This is a genomic window from Variovorax paradoxus EPS (genome assembly GCF_000184745.1).
Classification (GTDB): Bacteria; Pseudomonadota; Gammaproteobacteria; order Burkholderiales; family Burkholderiaceae_C; genus Variovorax; species Variovorax paradoxus_C.
The window spans coordinates 4,703,962-4,724,206 of the sequence record NC_014931.1 but is presented as its reverse complement, the minus strand read 5'-3'; the positions used below and the strand labels follow the sequence as shown (position 1 = coordinate 4,724,206).

The following is a 20,245-nucleotide window of genomic DNA, read 5'->3' as shown; positions in this document are numbered from 1 at the left end:
TGCCGCGCCCGGCGGGTCGGCGACAATGCCGGCCTCCATGGAAACCCTTAACGACTGGCTCGCGCGCGCCGAGCAACTCCATCCCAAGAACATCGAACTGGGCCTCGACCGCGCCAAGGAGATGGCCGGGCGCCTCGGCCTGAAATTCGGCTGCCCCGTCATCACGGTGGCCGGCACCAACGGCAAGGGCTCGACCTGCGCGATGCTCGAGTCGATCCTCACGCATGCGGGCTACCGCACCGCCGTGTTCACCTCCCCGCACCTTGTGCACTTCGAGGAGCGGCTGCGGCTGAAGGGCGAATCGGTCGATGCTTCCAAACTGATAGCAAGCTTCGAAGTGGTGGAAAAGGCGCGCGGCGACATGGCGCTGACCTACTTCGAGTTCACCACCCTCGGCATCCTGCACCGGATGATCGAGGAAAAGCCCGATGTGGCGATCCTCGAAGTCGGCCTCGGCGGCCGGCTCGACGCGGTCAACATCATCGATGCGGACTGCGCGGTCATCACCAGCATCGACCTGGACCACATGGACTATCTCGGCCCCGACCGCGAAAGCATCGGCTTCGAGAAGGCCGGCGTCCTGCGCGCCGGCAAGCCGGCCATCGTGAGCGATCCGATGCCGCCGCAGAGCGTGATCGATCATGCGAACGCCATCGGCGCCGACCTCTGGCGCTTCGGGGCCGACTTCAACGTGTCGGGCGACAAGCAGCAGTGGGGCTGGTCGGGCCGCGGGCGGCGCTACAGCGGGCTGGCCTATCCGGCGCTGCGTGGCGCCAACCAGCTCATCAATGCCGCGGGCGTGCTCGCGGCGCTCGAGGCGCTGCGTCCGCAATTGCCGATCACGGCGCAAGCGGTGCGCAACGGTCTCGCGATGGTCGAGTTGCCGGGGCGCTTCCAGATCGTGCCGGGCGAGCCCGCGCTGGTGCTCGATGTGGCGCACAACGCACACGCGGTCGCGGCGCTCGCCGAGAACCTCGATGCGATGGGTTTCTTTCCCACGACGCACGGCGTGTTCGGCATCATGGCCGACAAGGACCTCGCGCCGATCCTGGCGCGCATCGGCCCGCTGATCGACCGCTGGTACTTCACCGACCTGCCGACCGCACGGGCCGCCAAGGGTGCCGATCTGCAGGCCGCCTGGCAGGCGCAGAACACCCGCGCCGACGCCTCCGCGAGCGTGCACGCAAGCCCCATGGACGCGTTGCGCGCGGCCATCGAGCACGCAGACCCCGCTGATAGAATCGTGGTCTTCGGATCGTTCTTCACCGTGGGTGGCGTGCTCGAAAACGGCACCCCCCGGCTGCAAGCCAAACACCTGTCGCCGGGCGGCTGACCGACAGGTCTCCGCACCATCTGGCATCACCTCGCTGCACTCCTTCAGGGATCGAACTTCATGGCGTTTTTCAAGTTCCGCACGCGCGGCCCACAAGGCAACGAAGGACGCAGCGCCCCGGCGGCCGTCCCTGCGGAAAGTGTCGAAACCATGCGTCGGCGCGCGCGCCACCGGCTGCTCGGCGCCGCGGTGCTGGTGCTGCTGGGCGTGATCGGATTCCCGCTGCTGTTCGACACCCAGCCGCGCCCCGTGTCGGTCGACATCCCCATCGAGATTCCGGACCGCAACAAGATCAAGCCGCTGCCGGTGCCCGCCGCACCTGCAACGCCTCCTGCGACGAGCAGCGCACCGACCGCACCCGAAAGCAGTTCCCGCGTGGCGGCCGCCTCCTCGGCCGGCGGCATGATCACCGAGACCGCCGACGGCACGGTGATCGACTCCGGCAAGCCGGTGGCCAGCACGCCGCCTGCCGTCGAGACCAAACCCAAGCCCGAGCCAAAACCCGAGCCGAAGCCGGAGGTCAAGCCAAAGCCGGAACCCAAGGCCGAAGTCAAGCCGGAACCCAAGCCAAAGCCTGAACCGAAACCCGAGGCCAAGCCGAAGCCGGAGCCCAAGCCCGCTGCCTCGGCGGACGATGGTGCACGCGCCCGGGCCTTGCTCGAAGGCAAGCCCATCAGCGCCACGCCCAAGCCTGCCGCCGCCGACGAGGCTGCCGGCCGCTTCATCGTGCAAGTCGGCGCCTTCGCCGATGCCGACAAGGCGCGCGAAGTCCGGCAGAAGCTGGAGCGCGCCGGCCTCAAGACCTACGTTCACGTTGCCAAGACGGCCGATGGCGAGCGCACGCGTGTGCGTGTCGGCCCCTTCGCGTCGCGTGCCGAAGCGGACAAGGCCGCGGAAAAGGTCAAGGGCTTGTCTTTGCCGGCCGCGATCCTCACGTTGTAAACGCAGGCGCCTGTTGCCGTGGCCCTGCTCGACTGGATCGCCGTCACGCTCATCGTGGTGTCGATGCTGTTCGGCCTCATGCGGGGGCTGGTGTTCGAAGTGATTTCGCTGGCGGGTTGGGTGGCTGCATTCATCGCCGCCCAGTGGCTGGCTTCCGATGTGGCGGCGTGGCTGCCGTTCGGCGAGCCGCAGGCGACGTGGCGTTATCCGTTGGCCTTCGTGCTGGTGTTCGTGGGAGTGGCGTTCGGTGTGGGGCTCGTTGCGGCCCTCACGCGCAAGCTGATCACCGTGGTGGGCCTTCGGCCCGTGGACCGGATTTTGGGAGCTGCCTTCGGTGCGGCGCGGGGCGCAGTGGCCCTGCTCGTGCTGGCAGTCATTGTTCATTTGCTGGTGTTGAGCGACAGTGCCTGGTGGCGCGACTCGCTCAGTGCCGGTGTTCTCGATGCGGCATTGCAGGGCCTGAAACCCGCGCTGCCTGAAAAGTTGGCAAGCTACCTGCCCTGAAGGAATCGCTCATGTGTGGAATCGTCGGCGTTGTCAGCAACGCACCCGTCAACCAGTTGCTCTATGACGCGCTGCTGCTCCTGCAGCATCGCGGCCAGGACGCGGCCGGCATCGTGACCTTGCTGGAACGCAAGTTCTTCATGCACAAGGCCAAGGGCATGGTGCGCGACGTGTTCCGCACCCGCAACATGCGCGGGCTGCCGGGCAATGTAGGCCTGGGCCAGGTCCGCTACCCGACCGCCGGAAATGCCTACAGCGAGGAAGAGGCGCAGCCCTTCTACGTGAACGCGCCCTTCGGCATCGTGCTCGTGCACAACGGCAACCTCACGAACGCGCACGCGCTGCGCTCGGAACTGTTCTCCACCGACCATCGCCACACCAACACCGAGAGCGACTCCGAAGTGCTGCTCAACGTGCTCGCGCACGAACTGGAGCGCTCGTCGCGCGGCGTGCCGCTGCATCCGGCAGAAGTGTTCGCCGCGGTCAAGAACATGCACAAGCGCCTGCGCGGCTCGTACGCCGTGGTCTCGCTGATCGCCGGCCACGGCCTGCTCGCCTTTCGCGATCCGTACGGCATTCGCCCGCTGTGCATGGGCCGCAACGAGAAAGACGGCACCGTCATGGTGGCCAGTGAATCTGTCGCGCTCGAAGGCTCGGGTCATGTGTTCGAGCGCAACATCAACCCGGGCGAAGCGGTGTTCATCGACCTGGAAGGCAAGGTCCATTCGATGCAGTGCGCCGAGGCGCCCACGCTGAACCCGTGCATCTTCGAATTCGTGTATCTCGCGCGTCCGGACTCGGTGCTCGACGGCATCTCGGTCTACCAGGCGCGCCTGAACCTGGGCGAGACGCTGGCCAAGCGCGTGGTCTCGACCGTGCCGCCGAACCAGATCGACGTGATCATCCCGATCCCCGAATCCAGCCGCCCGAGCGCCACGCAACTCGCGCATCTGCTGGGTGTGCCGTACCGCGAAGGCTTCGTGAAGAACCGCTACGTCGGCCGCACTTTCATCATGCCGGGGCAGGGCGTGCGCAAGAAGTCGGTGCGCCAGAAGCTCAACGTGATCGCGAGCGAGTTCAAGGGCCGCAACGTGCTGCTGGTCGACGACTCCATCGTGCGCGGCACCACCAGCCGCGAAATCGTCCAGATGGCGCGCGATGCCGGTGCCCGCAAGGTGTACCTGGCCAGCGCTGCGCCCCCGGTGCGCTACCCCAACGTCTACGGCATCGACATGCCGACCAAGGACGAGCTGGTCGCGCACGACCGCACCGTCGACGAAATCCGCGAACTGATCGGCTGCGACGCGCTGATCTACCAGGACGTCGATGCCATGAAGCGCGCCATCGGTTCGCTCAACACCAAGCTCGACGGCTTCGACGCCTCGTGCTTCGACGGTGTGTACGTGACGGGCGACATCGACACCGACGCCATCTCGCGCATGAACGGCAACCGCCCGCGCATCGAAGAGACCGAAGAGGATTCTTCGCGCCTCGCGCTCCCCAACCACAGCGAGTGAGAGCTGAAGTGACCGACGAACGAACCCTGCCGCCCGGACTGCACCGCGACACGCTCGCGCTGCGCACCGGGCTGGCGCCCAGCCAGCATGGCGAACATTCCGAAGCGCTGTTCCTGACCAGCGGCTTCGTGCAGCCCGACGCCGAAACCTCGGCACGCCGCTTCGCCGGCACCGAGCAGGGCTTTACCTACTCGCGCACCTCCAACCCGACCGTGACCAGTTTCGAGCAGCGCCTGGCCGCGCTCGAAGGCACCGAAGCGGCCATCGGCGCGTCCACCGGCATGGGCGCGATCCTCATGATGTGCATGGGCCTGCTGAAGGCCGGTGACCATGTGATCTGTTCGCGCTCGGTGTTCGGCTCGACGCTGAACCTGTTCGGCAAGGAGTTCGCGAAGTTCGGCGTCGAGACCACCTTCGTCTCGCAGACCGACGTGGCCGAGTGGCGTGCGGCGATCAAGCCGAACACCAAGCTGCTGTTCGCCGAGACGCCGACCAATCCGCTGACGGAAGTCTGCGACATCAAGACACTCGCCGAGCTGGCCCATGGCGCGGGCGCGCTGCTCGCGGTCGACAACTGCTTCTGCACGCCGGTGCTGCAGCGGCCGGCCGAACTCGGCGCCGACCTCATCATTCATTCGGGCACCAAGTATCTCGACGGGCAGGGCCGCGTGATGGCGGGCGCGATCTGCGGTCCGTCGAAGCTCATCGTCGATGTGTTCGGCCCGATCGTGCGCACCGCCGGCATGGCGCTGTCGCCGTTCAATGCATGGGTCGTGCTGAAGGGCCTTGAAACGCTCGGCATCCGCATGAAGGCGCAGTGCGCGAATGCATTGGCCGTGGCGCAGTGGCTAGAGCAACAGCCGGGCGTCGCGCGCGTCTATTACCCCGGTCTCGCTTCGCATGGGCAGCACGAGCTCGCGATGCGCCAGCAGTCGGGGCAGGGCGGGGCGGTGGTGTCGTTCGACGTGGTCGGCGACACGCCGGAAGCGGCGCGCGCCAATGCCTTCCATGTGATCAACAGCACGCGCGTGGTGAGCATTGCCACCAACCTGGGCGACACCAAGACCATCGTCACGCACCCCGGCACGACCTCGCACGGCCGCCTTACCGAAGTGCAACGCCAGGCGGCTGGCATCAGCCAGGGCCTGATCCGCGTTGCGGTCGGCCTCGAATACATCGACGACATCACGGCCGACCTTTCGCGCGGCCTGAGCACCCTGAATTCCTGAATCGAGTTTCATGACCGGCAAAGTTCGCACCCGCATCGCTCCGTCTCCCACCGGCTTCCTTCACCTGGGCACGGCCCGCACCGCGCTCTATTCGTGGGCCTACGCGCGCCACCACGGCGGCGAATTCGTGCTGCGCATCGAGGACACCGACGTGGCCCGCTCCACGCAGGACTCGACCGACCAGATCCTTGCGTCGATGCACTGGCTCGGCCTCGACTACGACGAAGGCCCGATCTACCAGATGCAGCGGCTGGAGCGCTACCGCGAAGTCATCGCGCAGATGCTCGCGGCCGGTACGGCCTATCACTGCTACTGCACGCCCGCCGAGCTCGACGAGATGCGCGAGGCGCAACGCGCGCGCGGCGAAAAGACGCTGTACGACCGCCGCTGGCGCCCCGAGCCGGGCAAGGTGCTGCCGCCCGTGCCCGAAGGCGTGCCGCCGGTGGTGCGCTTCTGCAATCCGCCCGAAGGCGACGTGACCTGGAACGACCTGGTCAAGGGCGAGATCACCATCAACAACCGCGAGATCGACGACCTCATCATCCTGCGGCCCGACGGTGTGCCCACCTACAACTTCGCGGTGGTGGTCGACGACTGGGACATGAACATCACGCACGTGTTCCGCGGCGACGAGCACATCAACAACACGCCGTGGCAGATCAACATCTTCCGCGCGCTGGGCGCACCGCTTCCTCAGTTCGGCCACGTGCCGGTGATCCTGGGCGACGACGGGCAGAAGCTCTCGAAGCGCCGCGGCGCGGTGAGCGTCACTGCCTATGAAGAGAACGGCTACCTGCCCGAAGCGATGCTGAACTACCTCGCGCGCCTGGGCTGGAGCCATGGCGACGACGAACTCTTCACGCGCGAGCAGATGGTGAGCTGGTTCGACGGTTCGCACCTTTCCAAGAGCCCCGCGCAATGGGATGCGGCGAAGCTCGCGTGGGTGAACGCGCAGTACATCAAGGCGAAGGCCGATGCGGAGCTCGCGCCGCTCGTGGCCGCGCAACTGAAGAAGCGCGGCATCGAGGCGGACGACCGGCTCGTCGCCATCTGCGCGCTCTTCAAGGATCGCTGCGAAACCACCGTCGCGCTGGCCGACTGGGCCGCGGCGTTCTACGCGGACGTGACGCCGAGCGACGCCGATCTCGCGCAGCACGTCACCGATGCGGTGAAGCCTGTCATCGCAGCACTCGCCGAGAAGCTCGCGGACGTGACGTGGGAAAAAGTTTCGATCGCCGCGGCCATCAAGGAAGTTCTGGCCGCGCATTCTGTGAAAATGCCCGTGTTGGCCATGCCGGTTCGCGTCCTCGTGATGGGAACACCGCAGACGCCATCCCTCGATTCGGTGCTCGCCATCTTTTCTCGCGAAAAAGTTGTGGAGCGTTTGAAAAGGGCCTGATTTTTCGGTCTATAATTTGAGGCTCGACACCGACACACGGTAATTCTGAAAAGAAAAGCCCGAAAGTCAAATTGGGGGTATAGCTCAGCTGGGAGAGCGCTTGCATGGCATGCAAGAGGTCATCGGTTCGATCCCGTTTACCTCCACCATCAAAAGTGTCGAGAAGAAGATAAGTGCTGATCGCAGCACGGTTCCTAAGGTTTTGACCCTATCGTCTAGAGGCCTAGGACACCACCCTTTCACGGTGGCTACCGGGGTTCGAATCCCCGTAGGGTCGCCAGTTTCATGCAAGTGAAGCAGGCACAAGTCGTCAGCACTTGGCTCCGCAAGGAGTGAACGTTGTCTACCAGGAGTGGTAGTTCAGTTGGTTAGAATACCGGCCTGTCACGCCGGGGGTCGCGGGTTCGAGTCCCGTCCACTCCGCCAGATAAAACCCCTCGCAGCTTTCGAGCTTCGAGGGGTTTCCTCTTTGTGGGCTGCCCCAACCGCTGGCAATGCACATGGACCTTCGCGCGCTTCGCTACTTCATCGCAGTGCTCGAGGCGGGAAGCCTCTCCCGGGCCGCGGCTTCGCTCTACGTGGCCCAGCCTGCGCTCACGGCGCAGATAAAAAAGCTCGAGAACGAACTCGGCACCCAGCTCTTCGAACGCTCGCATGCGGGCGTCACGCCGACGACCGCGGGCATGCAGCTTTATCACGACGCGCGCCGGCTGCTGTCCGATGCGGCAGCGCTGCGGGAGCGCTTCCAGCGGCCGCCGAACGGTCTCGAAGGTTCGGTCACGCTGGCAATTCCCTCGCTGCTTTCATCCTTGCTGCTCGGCCCTGTGCTGATGCGGCTGAAAGAGCGGCATCCGCTCGTGCGCGTCTTCGTGCTGGACGATCTGAGCCTCATGGTGAAGAAAGCCATGCTCGATCGCCGGGCCGATGTCGGCATCCTGGTGGACACGCCCGTGCTCGAAGGCATGGCGTGCGATCCGTTGGCGGAAGAGTCGATCTTTCTTTGCGGTTTCGATGTCGGCGGCATTGCAGCACCGCTGGTGAAGCGCCCGCGCAAGTCCGCATCCGGCAAGGCGGTCGCGCGGCGCGGCATCGGTGACATTGCCTTCGCAAAAGCGGCGCAGCTCCCGCTGGTGCTGCAGTCGCGGCGCTTCAATATCCGGCAGCAGGTCGAAGGCGCTGCATCGAACCTCGGCATCGAACTCAACGTGGCCTACGAACACGATTCGGCACGCGTGCTGCGCTCGCTCTACCAGGCCGGCGCAGGCTTCACTTTCACGCCCGGATGCGCGCTCGACGCCTCGGCATTGACGAACGAACACTGGATCTGCGCCCGCGTGACCGAGCCCGAACTCAAGCGCAGCTACACGCTCGCGACGCCCGCGAACCGTGCGGTCGATCCGGTCGCACAGGCGCTGATCGATGTGCTGCGCGAAGAGATCGAGCGCATGGTCGGCGAAGGAATCTGGAAGGCCGAACGCCCGCCCGGCCATCAGAAAGATTGATGCCTTCGCATCAGCAAACGGTATTTCCTCCTCGAGCGCCCGTGCCGCGATAGTGGCGGCAGTCCACCCGCATGCAGAGGTGGCGCACAGGAGATAGCCTTTGAATTCCACATCCTTCGAGGTCGCCAACGTCGGCGGCCTCGTCTCTCGCGCCTCCCGCGCGTTCTCGAAACAGATCGCGATCAAGAGCCCGACGCGATCGATCACCTACGACGCACTCGAGCGGCGTTCCAACCGCCTGGCCAATGCGCTGCTCGCGCAGGGACTCGCACGCGGCGCACGGGTTGGCGTGTACCTGCCGAACTGCATCGAGGTGGTCGAACTCGAACTCGCCTGCTACAAGGCGGCACTGGTGAAAGCGCCGATCAATTCGCGGCTCTCGCCCGTCGAAGTGGCAGAGGTCATCGCGAACAGCGAGGCCGAACTGATCGTGACCACCGCCGCACGGGCCGAGGCGTTTCTTCCCTTGCTGAAAACTTCGGCGCCGCGCCTTCTGCTGATCGACCAACCGGAAGGCGCTTCGAACAGCTACGAGGCTGCATTGGCCGCCGCAAGCGATGCGTTCGAAGCCGTGCGCGTGCGCTCCGACGAACTGGCCGTGCTGCACTACACCTCCGGTTCGAGCGGCGTGCTGAAGGCGGCCATGCAGACCTTCGGCAACCGCCTCGCGCAACTGCGCAAGTTCCTGATGCGCGCCGACGGCATGCGCCCCGGCGAACTGCTCGGACTCGTCGGTCCCATCACGCACGCCTCGGGCATGCAACTCGTGCCGGCGCTTTGCAGCGGCGCGACCATCCGCCTGTTCGACGGCTTCGAGCCCGGGCGCTTTCTTGCGGACATGCGCGCCGACCGCGTCGCCCACACGTTCATGGTGCCGACGATGATCAACATGCTGCTCGCGCACCTCGAGGGCCAGTACCTCCCGCTGCCCGATCTGAAGCGGCTCGGCTACGGCGCGGCGCCGATGGCGCCCGCGCGCATCCTGCAGGCGATGGACGTGTTCGGCCCCGTTCTTTCGCAGGGCTACGGCGCGGGCGAGACGACTTCGGGCGTGTGCGGCCTCTCGGTCGAAGACCATCTGTTCGCACGTGCCGCGCGGCCCGATCGGCTCGCGTCCTGCGGCCGGCCGTTCCTGGAGTCACGCGTCGACATCGTCGATGACGAAGGCCAGCCCGTCGCAGTCGGCGAGATCGGCGAGATCGTGGTCAGCGGCCCCGACGTCTTCGCCGGCTACTGGCGCGCGCCCGAACTCACGGCCGAAGTGCTGAAGAACGGCGGCTATCACACCGGCGACCTCGCGCGTGCCGACGACGACGGCTACATCTACATCGTCGACCGCAAGAAGGACATGGTGATCACCGGCGGCTTCAACGTCTATCCGTCGGAGGTCGAGGCGGTGCTTTACCAGCACTCCGCCGTCGCCGATGCCTGCGTGTTCGCAGTGCCAGACGACAAATGGGGCGAGGCCGTCGCCGCGCACATCGTGCTCAAGCCCGGCGAGGCGCCCGATGCGGCCGTGCTCGACGCCTTCTGTGCCGACCGGCTCGGCGGCTTCAAGCGGCCTCGGATGATCGAGTTCGTTTCGGCGCTGCCCAAGAACGCCAACGGCAAAGTGGCGCGCAAGACCATCCAGGCCCCGTACTGGGCCGACCGCGCGCGGCGCGTCAATTGAAGAACGGAGGACCCATGACTTCATCTACCCCGGCAACGGCCCCGTTCGAAGGCTCGGCAGAGGCCGCCGAACTCTCCGCGCGCATCGGCGATTTCATCCACGGCGAACTGGCCGCGATCGTCCGCGAGCACGGCATCAACCATGAGCGCAGCCCCGACCGCGAGACGCTGCGGCGTGTCTGGCGGCGCTCGAACGAACTCGGCTTCTACGGCATCACCTTGCCCAAGGCGATGGGCGGCCTCGGCCTGTCCGTGCTCGACCACGTGCTGATCAAGGAGGCCATCTACGCCAGCGGTTCGCCGCTCGCGCCACACGTGTTCGGCGAACTCAGCGGACCGCCCCGCGTGGGCGCGCTGGCGCGGCAGGCCACGCCCTACCAGCTGGAAGCGTTCATCCAACCAGTGGCGAATGCAGACAAGGCCATCTGCTTCGCGTTGACCGAGGCCGAAGCCGGCTCCGACGCCGGCGCCGTCCAGACGCGCGCCGAGCGGCAGGGCGACGACTACCTGCTTACCGGCCGCAAGCGCTTCATTTCCGGATCGCCGTTCGCGGACTTCGCGCTGGTCATGGCCTCGACCGCGACCGATCCCGCCCAGCGCGAGATTTCGGCCTTTTTCGTCGACCTCGGCCAGCCCGGGGCGCGCGTGGAATCGGGCTACAAGACCATGGCCGGCCAGTCGCACACCGGGGACATCGTGCTGGAAGCCTGCCGCGTGCCGGCGCGCAACATGATCGGCGAGCCGGGGCGCGGCCTCGCACTCGCACTCGGGCGCATCACGGTGAACCGGCTGCTTCATTGCCCCGCGATGGTCGGGCTCGCGCGCGTGGCGTTGAACGATGCGCTGGACTACGCACGCGGCCGGCGCCAGTTCGGCCGCGCGATCTCGCAGTTCCAGGCCGTGCAGCACATGCTGGCGAACATGGCGACCGACCTTGCCGCCGCGCGCGGGCTGATGATCGCCACCGCGCGCCAGATCGATGCCGGCGGCGAGGCGCGCGCCGAGGCTTCCATGGCCAAGCTTTTCTGCTCCGAAGCCGCGTTCCGCATCGCGGACTCGGCCGTGCAGATCCACGGCGGCGAAGGCATCGTGCAGGGCCGGCGCGTGGAGTTCCTGTTCCGCATGCTGCGCATGTACCGCGTGCTCACCGGCACCAGCGAGATCCAGCGCAACACCATCGCGCGCGAACTGCTGGGCGATCCAGCCGCCTGATTGCAAGCGCCGCGCTTTCTACAAGAACCAGATCGAGAGACAAGACAGACATGAATCACCAGGATCACCTCGCCACCCGGCGACAACTGTGCAAGGCACTCGCCGCGTCGCTGCTGCCCGCCGCATGGCCGGCGTTCGCCGCGGACGCCGATTGGCCCAGCCGCCCCATCAAATGGGTGCTTCCCTATCTCGCGGGCACGGGCCCCGACAACACCGCGCGTGCGCTGGCCGAGGCGGTCGGCACGCTGCTCGGGCAACCGGTGGTCATCGAGAACCGCGGCGGCGCCGCCGGCAACATCGGCGCGCGGCTGGTGGCGCGCGCGCCGGCCGATGGCTACACCTGGATCTACTCGGCCGCACCAATGGCGGCCAACATGCGCATGTACGCGAACCCCGGCTACGACGCGATCAAGGACTTCCGCCACATCATGCGATTGACGACCTCGGACATCCTCCTGATCGTCCATCCCTCGTCGGGCATCGACACCGTGCGCGATCTCATCGAGCGCACGCGCGCCAACCCGGGCAAGCTCGACTACGCGTCCGGCGGCGTGGGCACGCCGTCGCACCTGGGCATGGAGCTGTTCCTGAGCGCGGCCGGTGTGCAGGCGATGCATGTGCCCTACAAGGGCGCCTCGGAGCTGGTCAATGCGGTGCTCGGCAAGCAAGTGCTCTTCGCGATGCCGATCTTCAGCGTCGCCTATCCGCACGTTCAGGCCGGCAGGCTCAAGGCGCTGGCAGTGGCCGGCAGCCAGCGTAACCCGGCGCTGCCCGAGTTGCCCACGCTGGCCGAGGCGGGCGTGCCCGGCGTGTCGCTCACGTCGTGGGGCGGCATCTCTGTGCCGGCGCGCACGCCCGATCCGATCGTCGCGAAGATCCATGCGGCATTCGAAGAGGCGCTGCGCCAGCCGGCCGTGCGCACCATCATCGAGGTCTCGGGCGGGAGCGTCAGCCCCTCCAGTTCGCAGGAGTACGCCAAGGGCTTCGTGCAAGAGATCGCGCTGACCGAAACCATGATGAAGAAGGCGCAGCTCGCGCCGATGTGAGGTCCGATCGGACCCTCAAAGCCTTCTTGAAAATAGAAGGCTAAAGCGATTTCAGGACCAAGCAGAGTTATCAATTGTCTCTGCAATGCGCTCGTAACGCCTTCTGATATTGGCAATACAAAGTACGTGCCAACCCCGATCCTGCGGCACGACTCCTGCTTCTAGACTTGCTCGCGAAACAGTCTTCAAGCAGGTACTCGATGCAGCAAAGAAAACACAGAATCGCCGTCATCCCGGGTGACGGCATCGGGATCGAAGTGGTGCCCGAGGGCCTTCGCGTGCTCGACGCGGTGAGCCGCAAGTTCGGCATCGAATTCAGCTTCGATCACTTCGACTGGGGCTCCGATCACTACGTGCGGCACGGTCTCATGATGCCGGCCGACTGGGACGAGCGCATCAAGGGCCACGACGCGATCTACTTCGGCGCCGTCGGTGCGCCCGACAAGGTGCCCGACCACATCGCCGTGTGGGGCCTTCTCATCAAGATCCGCCGCGAGTTCGACCAGTACGTGAACCTGCGCCCCGTGCGCCTGATGCCCGGCGTGCCCGGACCGCTCGCGCATCGCAAGCCCGGCGACATCGACTTCCTCGTGGTGCGCGAAAACACCGAAGGCGAATACACCTCGGTGGGCGGGCGCCTCTTCGAAGGCACGCCGCGCGAAATGGCGATCCAGGAGGCCGTGTTCACGCGCCACGGCGTCGACCGCATCCTCAAGTACGCCTACGAGCTCGCGAGCAAGCGCCCGCGCAAGAACCTCGTGGCGGCCACCAAGTCGAACGGCATCTCGATCACCATGCCGTACTGGGACGAGCGCCTGGCCGAGATGGCCAAGCGCCATCCCGACATCGCGACGAGCAAGTACCACATCGACATCCTCTGCGCGCACTTCGTGCAGCACCCCGACTGGTTCGACGTGGTCGTGGCCTCCAACCTCTTCGGCGACATCCTGTCCGACCTCGGCCCGGCATGCACCGGCACCATCGGCATCGCGCCTTCTGCGAACCTGAACCCCGAGCGCGCGTTCCCGTCGCTGTTCGAACCGGTGCACGGTTCGGCGCCCGACATCGCGGGCAAGGGCATCGCCAATCCGATCGGCCAGGTCTGGTCGGCCGCGCTGATGCTCGACCACCTGGGCAACGGCGACCCCGTGTACGCGCAGGCCTCGGCGGCCGTGCTCGCTGCCATCGAAACCGTGCTGAGCGAAGGTCCGCGCACGCGCGACATGGGCGGCACGGCGAACACGGTCGACGTGGGTCGCGCCATCGCCAGCTGCATCGGATGACGGCCCGGTTCCGCACGACGCACCGAGACCGATAGATGGGCCTCTTCCTGCTCAAGCGCCTAGCCACGCTGGTCGGCACGCTGATCGGCGCGTCGGTCATCGTCTTCCTCGTCCTGGAGATCCTGCCCGGCAATGCCGCTCAGATGCTCATGGGCCCCGACGCGTCGCCCGATGCGGTGGCCGCACTCGCCACCAAGCTGGGCCTCGACCAGCCGGCGTGGACGCGCTATTGGCACTGGATCGGCGGCATCCTCACCGGCAACCTCGGCGACAGCTACGCCTACGGCTCACCGGTGCTCGACCTGATCCTCGAACGCCTCGCGCTCACCGTGCCGCTGGCCGTGCTCGCGATGACGCTCACCACCGTGCTCGCGCTCGTCGTCGGCGTGACGGCCGCGGCGCGCCACAACAAGATGGGCGACGTGGGCCTCATGGGCATGACGCAGGTGGGCATCGCGATTCCGAATTTCTGGTTTGCGATTCTCTTGATCCTGGTGTTCTCGGTGAAGCTGCAGTGGTTCTCCGCAGGCGGCTTCGACGGATGGGGCGAGGGCGTGCTGGGTGGCGTGAAATCGCTGCTGCTGCCGGCGCTGTCGCTCGCGGTGGTGCAGGCCGCGATCCTTGCTCGCATCACGCGTTCGGCCGTGCTCGAAGTGATGCGCGAAGACTTCGTGCGCACCGCGCGAGCCAAGGGCGTGTCGCAGCGCGCCGTGCTGTGGCTGCACGTGCTGCGCAACGCGATGATTCCCGTCATCACCGTGATGGGCATGCAGTTCTCCGAATTGCTCGCCGGCACCATCGTGATCGAGAACGTGTTCTACCTGCCGGGCCTCGGCCGGCTGATCTTCCAGGCCATCAGCAACCGCGACCTCGTCGTCGTGCGCAACTGCGTGATGCTGCTCGCGGCGCTTGTCGTCATCGTGAATTTCGTGGTCGACGTGCTCTATGCCGTGATCGACCCGCGCATCAAGGCGAGCGACATATGAACACCATCGCCGCTCCTGCAGTTCCCAGCGCAGCCGCGCTCACCGTGCCGGGCTTCTGGCGCCGTGCGCGACACCACCGCAGCTTCGTCATCGGTGCCGTCCTCGCGCTGCTGCTGCTCCTGGCCGCGCTCGTGTCGTTCGTGTGGACGCCGTGGTCGCCCTACGAGATGGACATGGCCAACAAGATGCAGGCGCCCTCGGCCGCGCACTGGCTCGGCACAGATGCCTTCGGGCGCGACGTGGCTTCACTGCTGCTGGTGGGTGCGCGGGCGTCGATCCTCGTGGGCGTGATCGCGGTCGGCATCGGCCTCGTGGTCGGCACCGCGCTCGGTTTGCTGGCGGCCGCACGGCGCGGCTGGGTCGAGGAGGCGATCATGCGTTTCGCCGATTTCTCGCTGGCGTTCCCCGCGATCCTCTCGGCCATCATGATGACGGCGGTGTTCGGCGCGGGCATCGTCAACGCCATCGTCGCGATCGGTATCTACAACATCCCGACGTTCGCGCGCATCACACGCGCCTCGGCGAACGCTATCTGGTCGCGCGAATACATCGCTGCGGCACGCGCCTGCGGCAAGGGTTCGTTCTCGATCACGATGCAGCATGTGCTGCCGAACATCTCGGCTGTGCTGATCGTGCAGATCACGATCCGCTTCGCCATCGCGATCCTCGCGGAGGCGGCGCTCTCGTACCTCGGCCTCGGCACCCAACCGCCGCAGCCGTCGTGGGGCCGCATGCTCAGCGAAGCGCAGACGCTCATGTTCCAACAGCCGCTGCTGGCGGTGTTTCCTGGCATGGCGATCGCGCTGGCGGTGCTGGGCCTCAACCTGCTCGGCGACGGTCTGCGCGACCTGCTCGACCCGCGCCTTGCACGGGCCCGCTGAACCATGCCTCTTCTCGAAGTCAACGACCTGCGCATCGGCCTGCAAACGCAGCGCGGCCCCGCCGAAGCGGTGCGCGGCATTTCCTTTTCCCTGGAGCGCGGCGAAACGCTGGGCATCGTGGGCGAATCGGGCTGTGGCAAGTCCATTACCGTGATGTCGCTCATGGGCCTTCTGCCTTCGACCGCGAAGGTCGGCGGCAGCATTCGCCTCGACGGGCAAGAGCTCGTCGGGCTGCCAGAGAAGGCGATGTGCCAGATTCGCGGCAACCGCATCGGCATGATCTTCCAGGAGCCGATGACGGCGCTGAACCCGGTGCACACCATCGCGCGCCAGGTCGGTGAGCCGTTGCGGCTGCATCGCGGGCTTTCGAAGACCGAGGCGCGCAAAGAAGCGCTGGGCCTGCTGGAGCGCGTGGGAATTCCCGATGCGGCCTCGCGGCTCGATGCGTATCCGCACCAGTTCTCGGGCGGGCAACGCCAGCGCATCGGCATTGCGATGGCGCTCGCCTGCGGTCCCGATTTGCTGATCGCCGACGAGCCCACTACCGCGCTCGACGTGACCATCCAGAAGCAGGTACTGGACCTGATCCAGAGCCTGGTCGCCGAGATGGGCATGGCGCTCATCCTGATTTCGCACGACCTCGGCGTGATCGCCAACAGCGTGCAGCGCATGCTCGTGATGTATGGCGGCAGCATGGTCGAGAGCGGTCCGACCCAGGCCGTGTTCGCCGAGCGCGCACATCCCTACACGCGCGGCCTGTTCGCGGCGCGGCCGGTGCTCGGCGCGCCGCGAACCGGCCGGCTGGCCACCATCCGCGGCAGCGTGCCTGAGTTGGTGGACCTGCCGCGCGGCTGCGCGTTCGCAGGGCGTTGCAGCTTCACGGCCGACATGTGCTACACGACGAAGCCGCCGCTGGCCATGAAGCCGAGCGGCCATGCGGTGCGCTGCCTCCGTCTCGAAGAAATCGCGGCGCAAAGCGCTGTTCCCGCATGAGCAGATCCGCCACAACCCAACCGCTGCTGCAGGTGACCGACCTCGTGCGCCACTACGACCTGCCGCGCGAAAAACTCTTCGCACCGCCGCCGACAGTCAAGGCGCTCAACGGCGTGAGCTTCAAGGTCGAAGCCGGTCGCAGCCTTGGCATCGTCGGCGAATCGGGTTCGGGCAAGTCGACCATCGCGCGCTTGGTGATGGCGCTCGACACGCCGACCTCGGGCAGCGTGAAGCTGCTTGGGCGCGATCTGCACACGCTGCCGAAGAGCGAACTGCGCAATGCGCGACGCGATTTCCAGATGGTCTTTCAAGACCCATATGGCTCGCTCGACCCGCGCCAGACCGTCGCGCGCATCGTCGCCGAACCGCTTGAAGCACTGGCAGAGGTTTCCCGCAAGGAACAACGCGAACGTGCGGCTGAATCGCTCGCTGCCGTCGGCCTGCGCACCACCGACATGGACAAGTACCCGCACGAGTTCTCGGGCGGACAAAGACAACGCATTGCGATCGCTCGCGCCTTGATCACGCGCCCCAAGCTCATCGTCGCCGACGAACCCGTCAGCGCGCTCGACGTGTCAGTGCAGGCCCAGGTGCTCAACCTCATGCAGGACCTGCAGCAGCAGTTCGGCATCAGCTACCTCCTGATCAGCCACGACCTCGCGGTGGTCAACCACCTGTGCGATGACGTCGCCGTCGTCTTCAAGGGGCAGATCGTGGAGCAGGGCGCGCCCGGCCACCTGTTCCGCCACGCGCAGCACCCCTACACGCGGACGCTGCTGTCCGCCGTCTTGCAGACGCCCGCGGCCTGAGCCGCTCGGGTCATCCCCTTACTTCTGGAGAGATATCGAATGTTGAAGCGACGCACCCTGATGGGCACCGCCATGGCCGCGGCAATCCCGGGCGCCTTTCTCCCGCTGGCACAGGCGCAGACGGGCAAGAACACGTTGAACATCGGCATGCCGCTGGAACCGCCGGGCCTGGACCCGACCGCCGGTGCCGCGTCGGCCATCGCCGAGATCACGCAATACAACATCTTCGAGACGCTCACCAAGGTCAACGCCGATGGCTCGGTCACGCCGATGCTGGCCGAGAGCTGGTCGTCGTCGCCCGACATGAAGACCTTCGTCTTCAAGCTGCGAAAGGGCGTGCGCTTCGAGAACGGGCAACCCTTCAACGCCGCCACCGTCAAGTTCTCGTTCGACCGCGCAGGCGGCGCCAAGAGCACGAACAAGGACAAGCGCTTCTTCAGCGAGATCGGCACCGTGGTGCTCGACGAGTACACGGTGGGCGTGAACAGCACGCTGTCGAACCCCGACCTCCCGTTCATGCTGGGCCAGTCCACGGCCTGCATCGTCGAGCCCAAGAGCGCCGAGACGAATGCGACCGCGCCCGTCGGCACCGGCCCCTACAAGCTCGCCGCGTGGCAGCGCGGCGCCTCGTGCACCCTGGCGAAGTCGCCGACGTACCGCGACCCGGGCCTTGCGAAGGTCGAGAAGTTCGTCTTCCGCTTCATGTCCGACACGGCCGCGCAGACCGCGGCACTGATGGCCAACGACATCGACATCTTCCCGCGCGCGGGCACCCGCTCGGTGGCGCAGTTCAAGGGCAACCCGCGCTTCCAGGTGCTGGAGGTCGGCACGCGCGGCAAGGTGATCCTGACCATCAACAACCGCAAGAAGCCGCTGGACGACGTGCGCGTGCGCCGCGCGATCCTGGCGGCGCTGGACCGCAACACCATCATCCAGGGCGCGGCCGACGGCTTCGGCAAGCCCATCGGCAGCCATTACGCGATGGGCGCGCCGGGCTTCATCGACACGACTGCGATGAACCCCTACGACATCGAGAAGGCCAAGCGCCTGCTGGCCGAAGCCGGCGTGAAGACGCCGCTCGAGTTGCGCCTGACGCTGCCGCCGCCTTCGTACGCACGGCAGGGCGGCGAGATGATCGCGGCGCAACTGGCGCAGATCGGCATCCACGTGAAGATCCAGAACGTCGAGTGGGCGCAGTGGCTGAGCGGCACCTTCGGCGGCGCGCACGACTTCGACTTGACGATGGTTGCGCACGTCGAACCCTTCGACCTGGTGAAGTACACCGAGCCCGACTATTACTGGGGCTACGACTCGAAGAAGTTCCGCGACACATTCGTCGCGATCCAGAACGAGGAGAACAAGAAGCGCCGCGCCGACCTGCTGGCCGACGCGCAGCGGCAACTTGCGACCGACGCGGTCAACGGCTTTCTCTACCAGGCGGTGTTTCCCACCATCGCGCGCAAGGAGGTCAAGGGCCTGTGGGCGAGCATGCCGATCGTGGTGAACGACTTGGCCGCGATTTCCTGGAGCTGATGCCATGACGAAACCTCTGTATGCCCTGAGCGCGGCCGAGCTCGGCACGGCCTATCGCAGCAAGGAACTCTCGCCGGTCGAGGTCGTGCGCGCGGTCAACGAGCGCATTGCGGCGCTTGAGCCGAAGCTGCACGCGACCTGGCTCTTCCGCCCAGAGTTCGCGCTCGAACAGGCGCGAGCTTCCGAAGCGCGTTGGCTGGCCGGCACGCCGCGCGGCGCGCTCGACGGCGTGCCCGTGACCATCAAGGACAACCTTGCGACCGCCGGCGATCCGATGCCACTGGGTACCGCCGCCTACGACCTCGTGCCGATGCCGGAGGATTCGCCGCCGGCCGCGCGCCTGAAGGAAGACGGCACGGTGCTCGTCGCCAAGACGACGATGCCCGACGTCGGCATGCTGTCGTCCGGCCTCTCGACCTTTCATGAACTCTCGCGCAACCCGTGGGACCTGTCGCGCACGCCGGGCGGCTCCAGTGCGGGGGCAGGTGCGGCCGCTGCCGCGGGCTACGGTCCGCTGCACGCGGGCACCGACATCGGCGGGTCGCTGCGCCTGCCCGCGAGCTGGTGCGGCATCTTCACGCTCAAGCCCAGCTTCGGTCGCATTCCGCTGAGCACGCCCTACATGGGCCGCTGCGCCGGGCCGATGACGCGCACGGTGGAAGACGCGGCGCTGATGATGCAGTCCGTCGCCCAGCCCGACAGCCGCGACTACTCCGAGCTGCCGCCGCCCACGATCGACTGGCTGGCCTTCGATGTCGAGGCTTCCTTCCTCGCGGGCAAGCGCGTGGGCCTCCTGATGGACGCCGGCTGCGGCCTGCCGCTCGATCCGCAGATTCGCGATGCGGTGCTCGCTGCCGCGAAAAAGATCGAGGCGGCCGGCGCCCACGTCGAGGAAATGAAGCCCTTCATGACGCCGAAGATGCTGCAGGGCATGGACCACTTCTGGCGCATGCGCTCGCTGGGCGACCTGCGCGCCATGGCGCCCGAGCGCCGCGCGAAGATGCTGCCCTACATCGACGCCTGGGCCGAGAGCGCGGCCGGCTTTTCAGGCGCGCACATCTTCGACGCGTACAGCCAGTTCGTCGCCACGCGCGCGGCCACCATCGCGGCGACCGTGGGCTTCGACTTCGTGATCTCGCCGGTGTCGCCCAACATGCCCGCGCCCGCGGAGCACGCCTCGCCGACGAACGATCCGTTGCGCTCGCTGGAGCACATCGGCTTCACCGTGCCCTACAACATGTCGGAGCAGCCGGCGTCGTCGGTCAACTGCGGCTATTCGGATGCGGGGCTGCCCATCGGGCTGCAGGTGGCGGGCCGCCGCTTCGACGACCTGGGCGTGCTGCAGTTCAGCCGCGCCTTCGAGCTGATCCGCGACGCGCAGAAGCCCTGGCCCGAACTTCAGTGA

General features: G+C 66.6%; 17 protein-coding genes and 3 tRNA genes. All 20 read left to right on the top strand.

What is annotated here, in order from left to right:
• Window positions 1-25 precede the first annotated feature (25 nt).
• Window positions 26-1,333 carry a bifunctional tetrahydrofolate synthase/dihydrofolate synthase gene (folC, locus tag VARPA_RS21725; protein ID WP_013542736.1) on the top strand — a complete coding sequence of 436 codons (1,308 nt, stop codon included), beginning with the start codon at window positions 26-28 and terminating at the stop codon, window positions 1,331-1,333.
• A gap of 60 nt (window positions 1,334-1,393) precedes the next feature.
• Window positions 1,394-2,275, top strand: coding sequence for an SPOR domain-containing protein (locus tag VARPA_RS21720; protein WP_013542735.1), 882 nt, complete (start codon window positions 1,394-1,396; stop codon window positions 2,273-2,275).
• An 18-nt stretch (window positions 2,276-2,293) separates the two neighbouring features.
• Complete coding sequence (locus VARPA_RS21715; RefSeq protein WP_013542734.1) at window positions 2,294-2,779, top strand: CvpA family protein; 486 nt, start codon at window positions 2,294-2,296, stop codon at window positions 2,777-2,779.
• A gap of 11 nt (window positions 2,780-2,790) precedes the next feature.
• On the top strand, window positions 2,791-4,296 hold the full coding sequence (gene purF, locus VARPA_RS21710) for an amidophosphoribosyltransferase (protein ID WP_013542733.1): 1,506 nt from the start codon (window positions 2,791-2,793) through the stop codon (window positions 4,294-4,296).
• A gap of 8 nt (window positions 4,297-4,304) precedes the next feature.
• Entirely contained in the window at window positions 4,305-5,525 is a 1,221-nt protein-coding gene (locus VARPA_RS21705; protein ID WP_013542732.1) for an O-succinylhomoserine sulfhydrylase, read from the top strand.
• A 10-nt stretch (window positions 5,526-5,535) separates the two neighbouring features.
• On the top strand, window positions 5,536-6,924 hold the full coding sequence (gene gltX / locus VARPA_RS21700; RefSeq protein ID WP_013542731.1) for a glutamate--tRNA ligase: 1,389 nt from the start codon (window positions 5,536-5,538) through the stop codon (window positions 6,922-6,924).
• Between the two features lie 73 nt (window positions 6,925-6,997).
• A tRNA-Ala gene (locus VARPA_RS21695) sits at window positions 6,998-7,073 on the top strand.
• Between the two features lie 55 nt (window positions 7,074-7,128).
• A tRNA-Glu gene (locus VARPA_RS21690) sits at window positions 7,129-7,204 on the top strand.
• 69 nt (window positions 7,205-7,273) lie between these two features.
• A tRNA-Asp gene (locus VARPA_RS21685) sits at window positions 7,274-7,350 on the top strand.
• A gap of 74 nt (window positions 7,351-7,424) precedes the next feature.
• On the top strand, window positions 7,425-8,426 hold the full coding sequence (locus VARPA_RS21680; RefSeq protein ID WP_013542730.1) for a LysR family transcriptional regulator: 1,002 nt from the start codon (window positions 7,425-7,427) through the stop codon (window positions 8,424-8,426).
• Between the two features lie 100 nt (window positions 8,427-8,526).
• A complete protein-coding gene (locus VARPA_RS21675; RefSeq protein WP_013542729.1) occupies window positions 8,527-10,098 on the top strand; it encodes an AMP-binding protein in 1,572 nt (523 codons plus the stop codon).
• Between the two features lie 14 nt (window positions 10,099-10,112).
• The gene (locus VARPA_RS21670) at window positions 10,113-11,309 is read left to right on the top strand and encodes an acyl-CoA dehydrogenase family protein (RefSeq protein WP_013542728.1); all 1,197 of its coding nucleotides are present in this window, start codon (window positions 10,113-10,115) and stop codon (window positions 11,307-11,309) included.
• Window positions 11,310-11,359: 50 nt separating this feature from the next.
• The gene (locus VARPA_RS21665) at window positions 11,360-12,355 is read left to right on the top strand and encodes a tripartite tricarboxylate transporter substrate binding protein (RefSeq protein ID WP_013542727.1); all 996 of its coding nucleotides are present in this window, start codon (window positions 11,360-11,362) and stop codon (window positions 12,353-12,355) included.
• A 200-nt stretch (window positions 12,356-12,555) separates the two neighbouring features.
• Entirely contained in the window at window positions 12,556-13,638 is a 1,083-nt protein-coding gene (locus tag VARPA_RS21660) for a tartrate dehydrogenase (RefSeq protein WP_013542726.1), read from the top strand.
• Between the two features lie 35 nt (window positions 13,639-13,673).
• Window positions 13,674-14,624, top strand: coding sequence for an ABC transporter permease (locus VARPA_RS21655; protein WP_013542725.1), 951 nt, complete (start codon window positions 13,674-13,676; stop codon window positions 14,622-14,624).
• The gene (locus VARPA_RS21650; protein WP_013542724.1) at window positions 14,621-15,505 is read left to right on the top strand and encodes an ABC transporter permease; all 885 of its coding nucleotides are present in this window, start codon (window positions 14,621-14,623) and stop codon (window positions 15,503-15,505) included. Before VARPA_RS21655 ends, VARPA_RS21650 begins: the two co-directional genes overlap by 4 nt.
• 3 nt (window positions 15,506-15,508) lie before the next feature.
• Window positions 15,509-16,498: an ABC transporter ATP-binding protein gene (locus VARPA_RS21645; RefSeq protein ID WP_013542723.1), complete on the top strand. Its 990-nt coding sequence runs from the start codon at window positions 15,509-15,511 to the stop codon at window positions 16,496-16,498.
• Window positions 16,495-17,307, top strand: a complete 813-nt coding sequence (locus VARPA_RS21640) for an ATP-binding cassette domain-containing protein (protein WP_013542722.1) — start codon at window positions 16,495-16,497, stop codon at window positions 17,305-17,307. The genes VARPA_RS21645 and VARPA_RS21640 overlap by 4 nt, the downstream gene beginning before the upstream one ends.
• Before the next feature lie 39 nt (window positions 17,308-17,346).
• The gene (locus VARPA_RS21635) at window positions 17,347-18,840 is read left to right on the top strand and encodes an ABC transporter substrate-binding protein (RefSeq protein WP_013542721.1); all 1,494 of its coding nucleotides are present in this window, start codon (window positions 17,347-17,349) and stop codon (window positions 18,838-18,840) included.
• 4 nt (window positions 18,841-18,844) lie between these two features.
• Complete coding sequence (locus tag VARPA_RS21630) at window positions 18,845-20,245, top strand: amidase (protein ID WP_013542720.1); 1,401 nt, start codon at window positions 18,845-18,847, stop codon at window positions 20,243-20,245.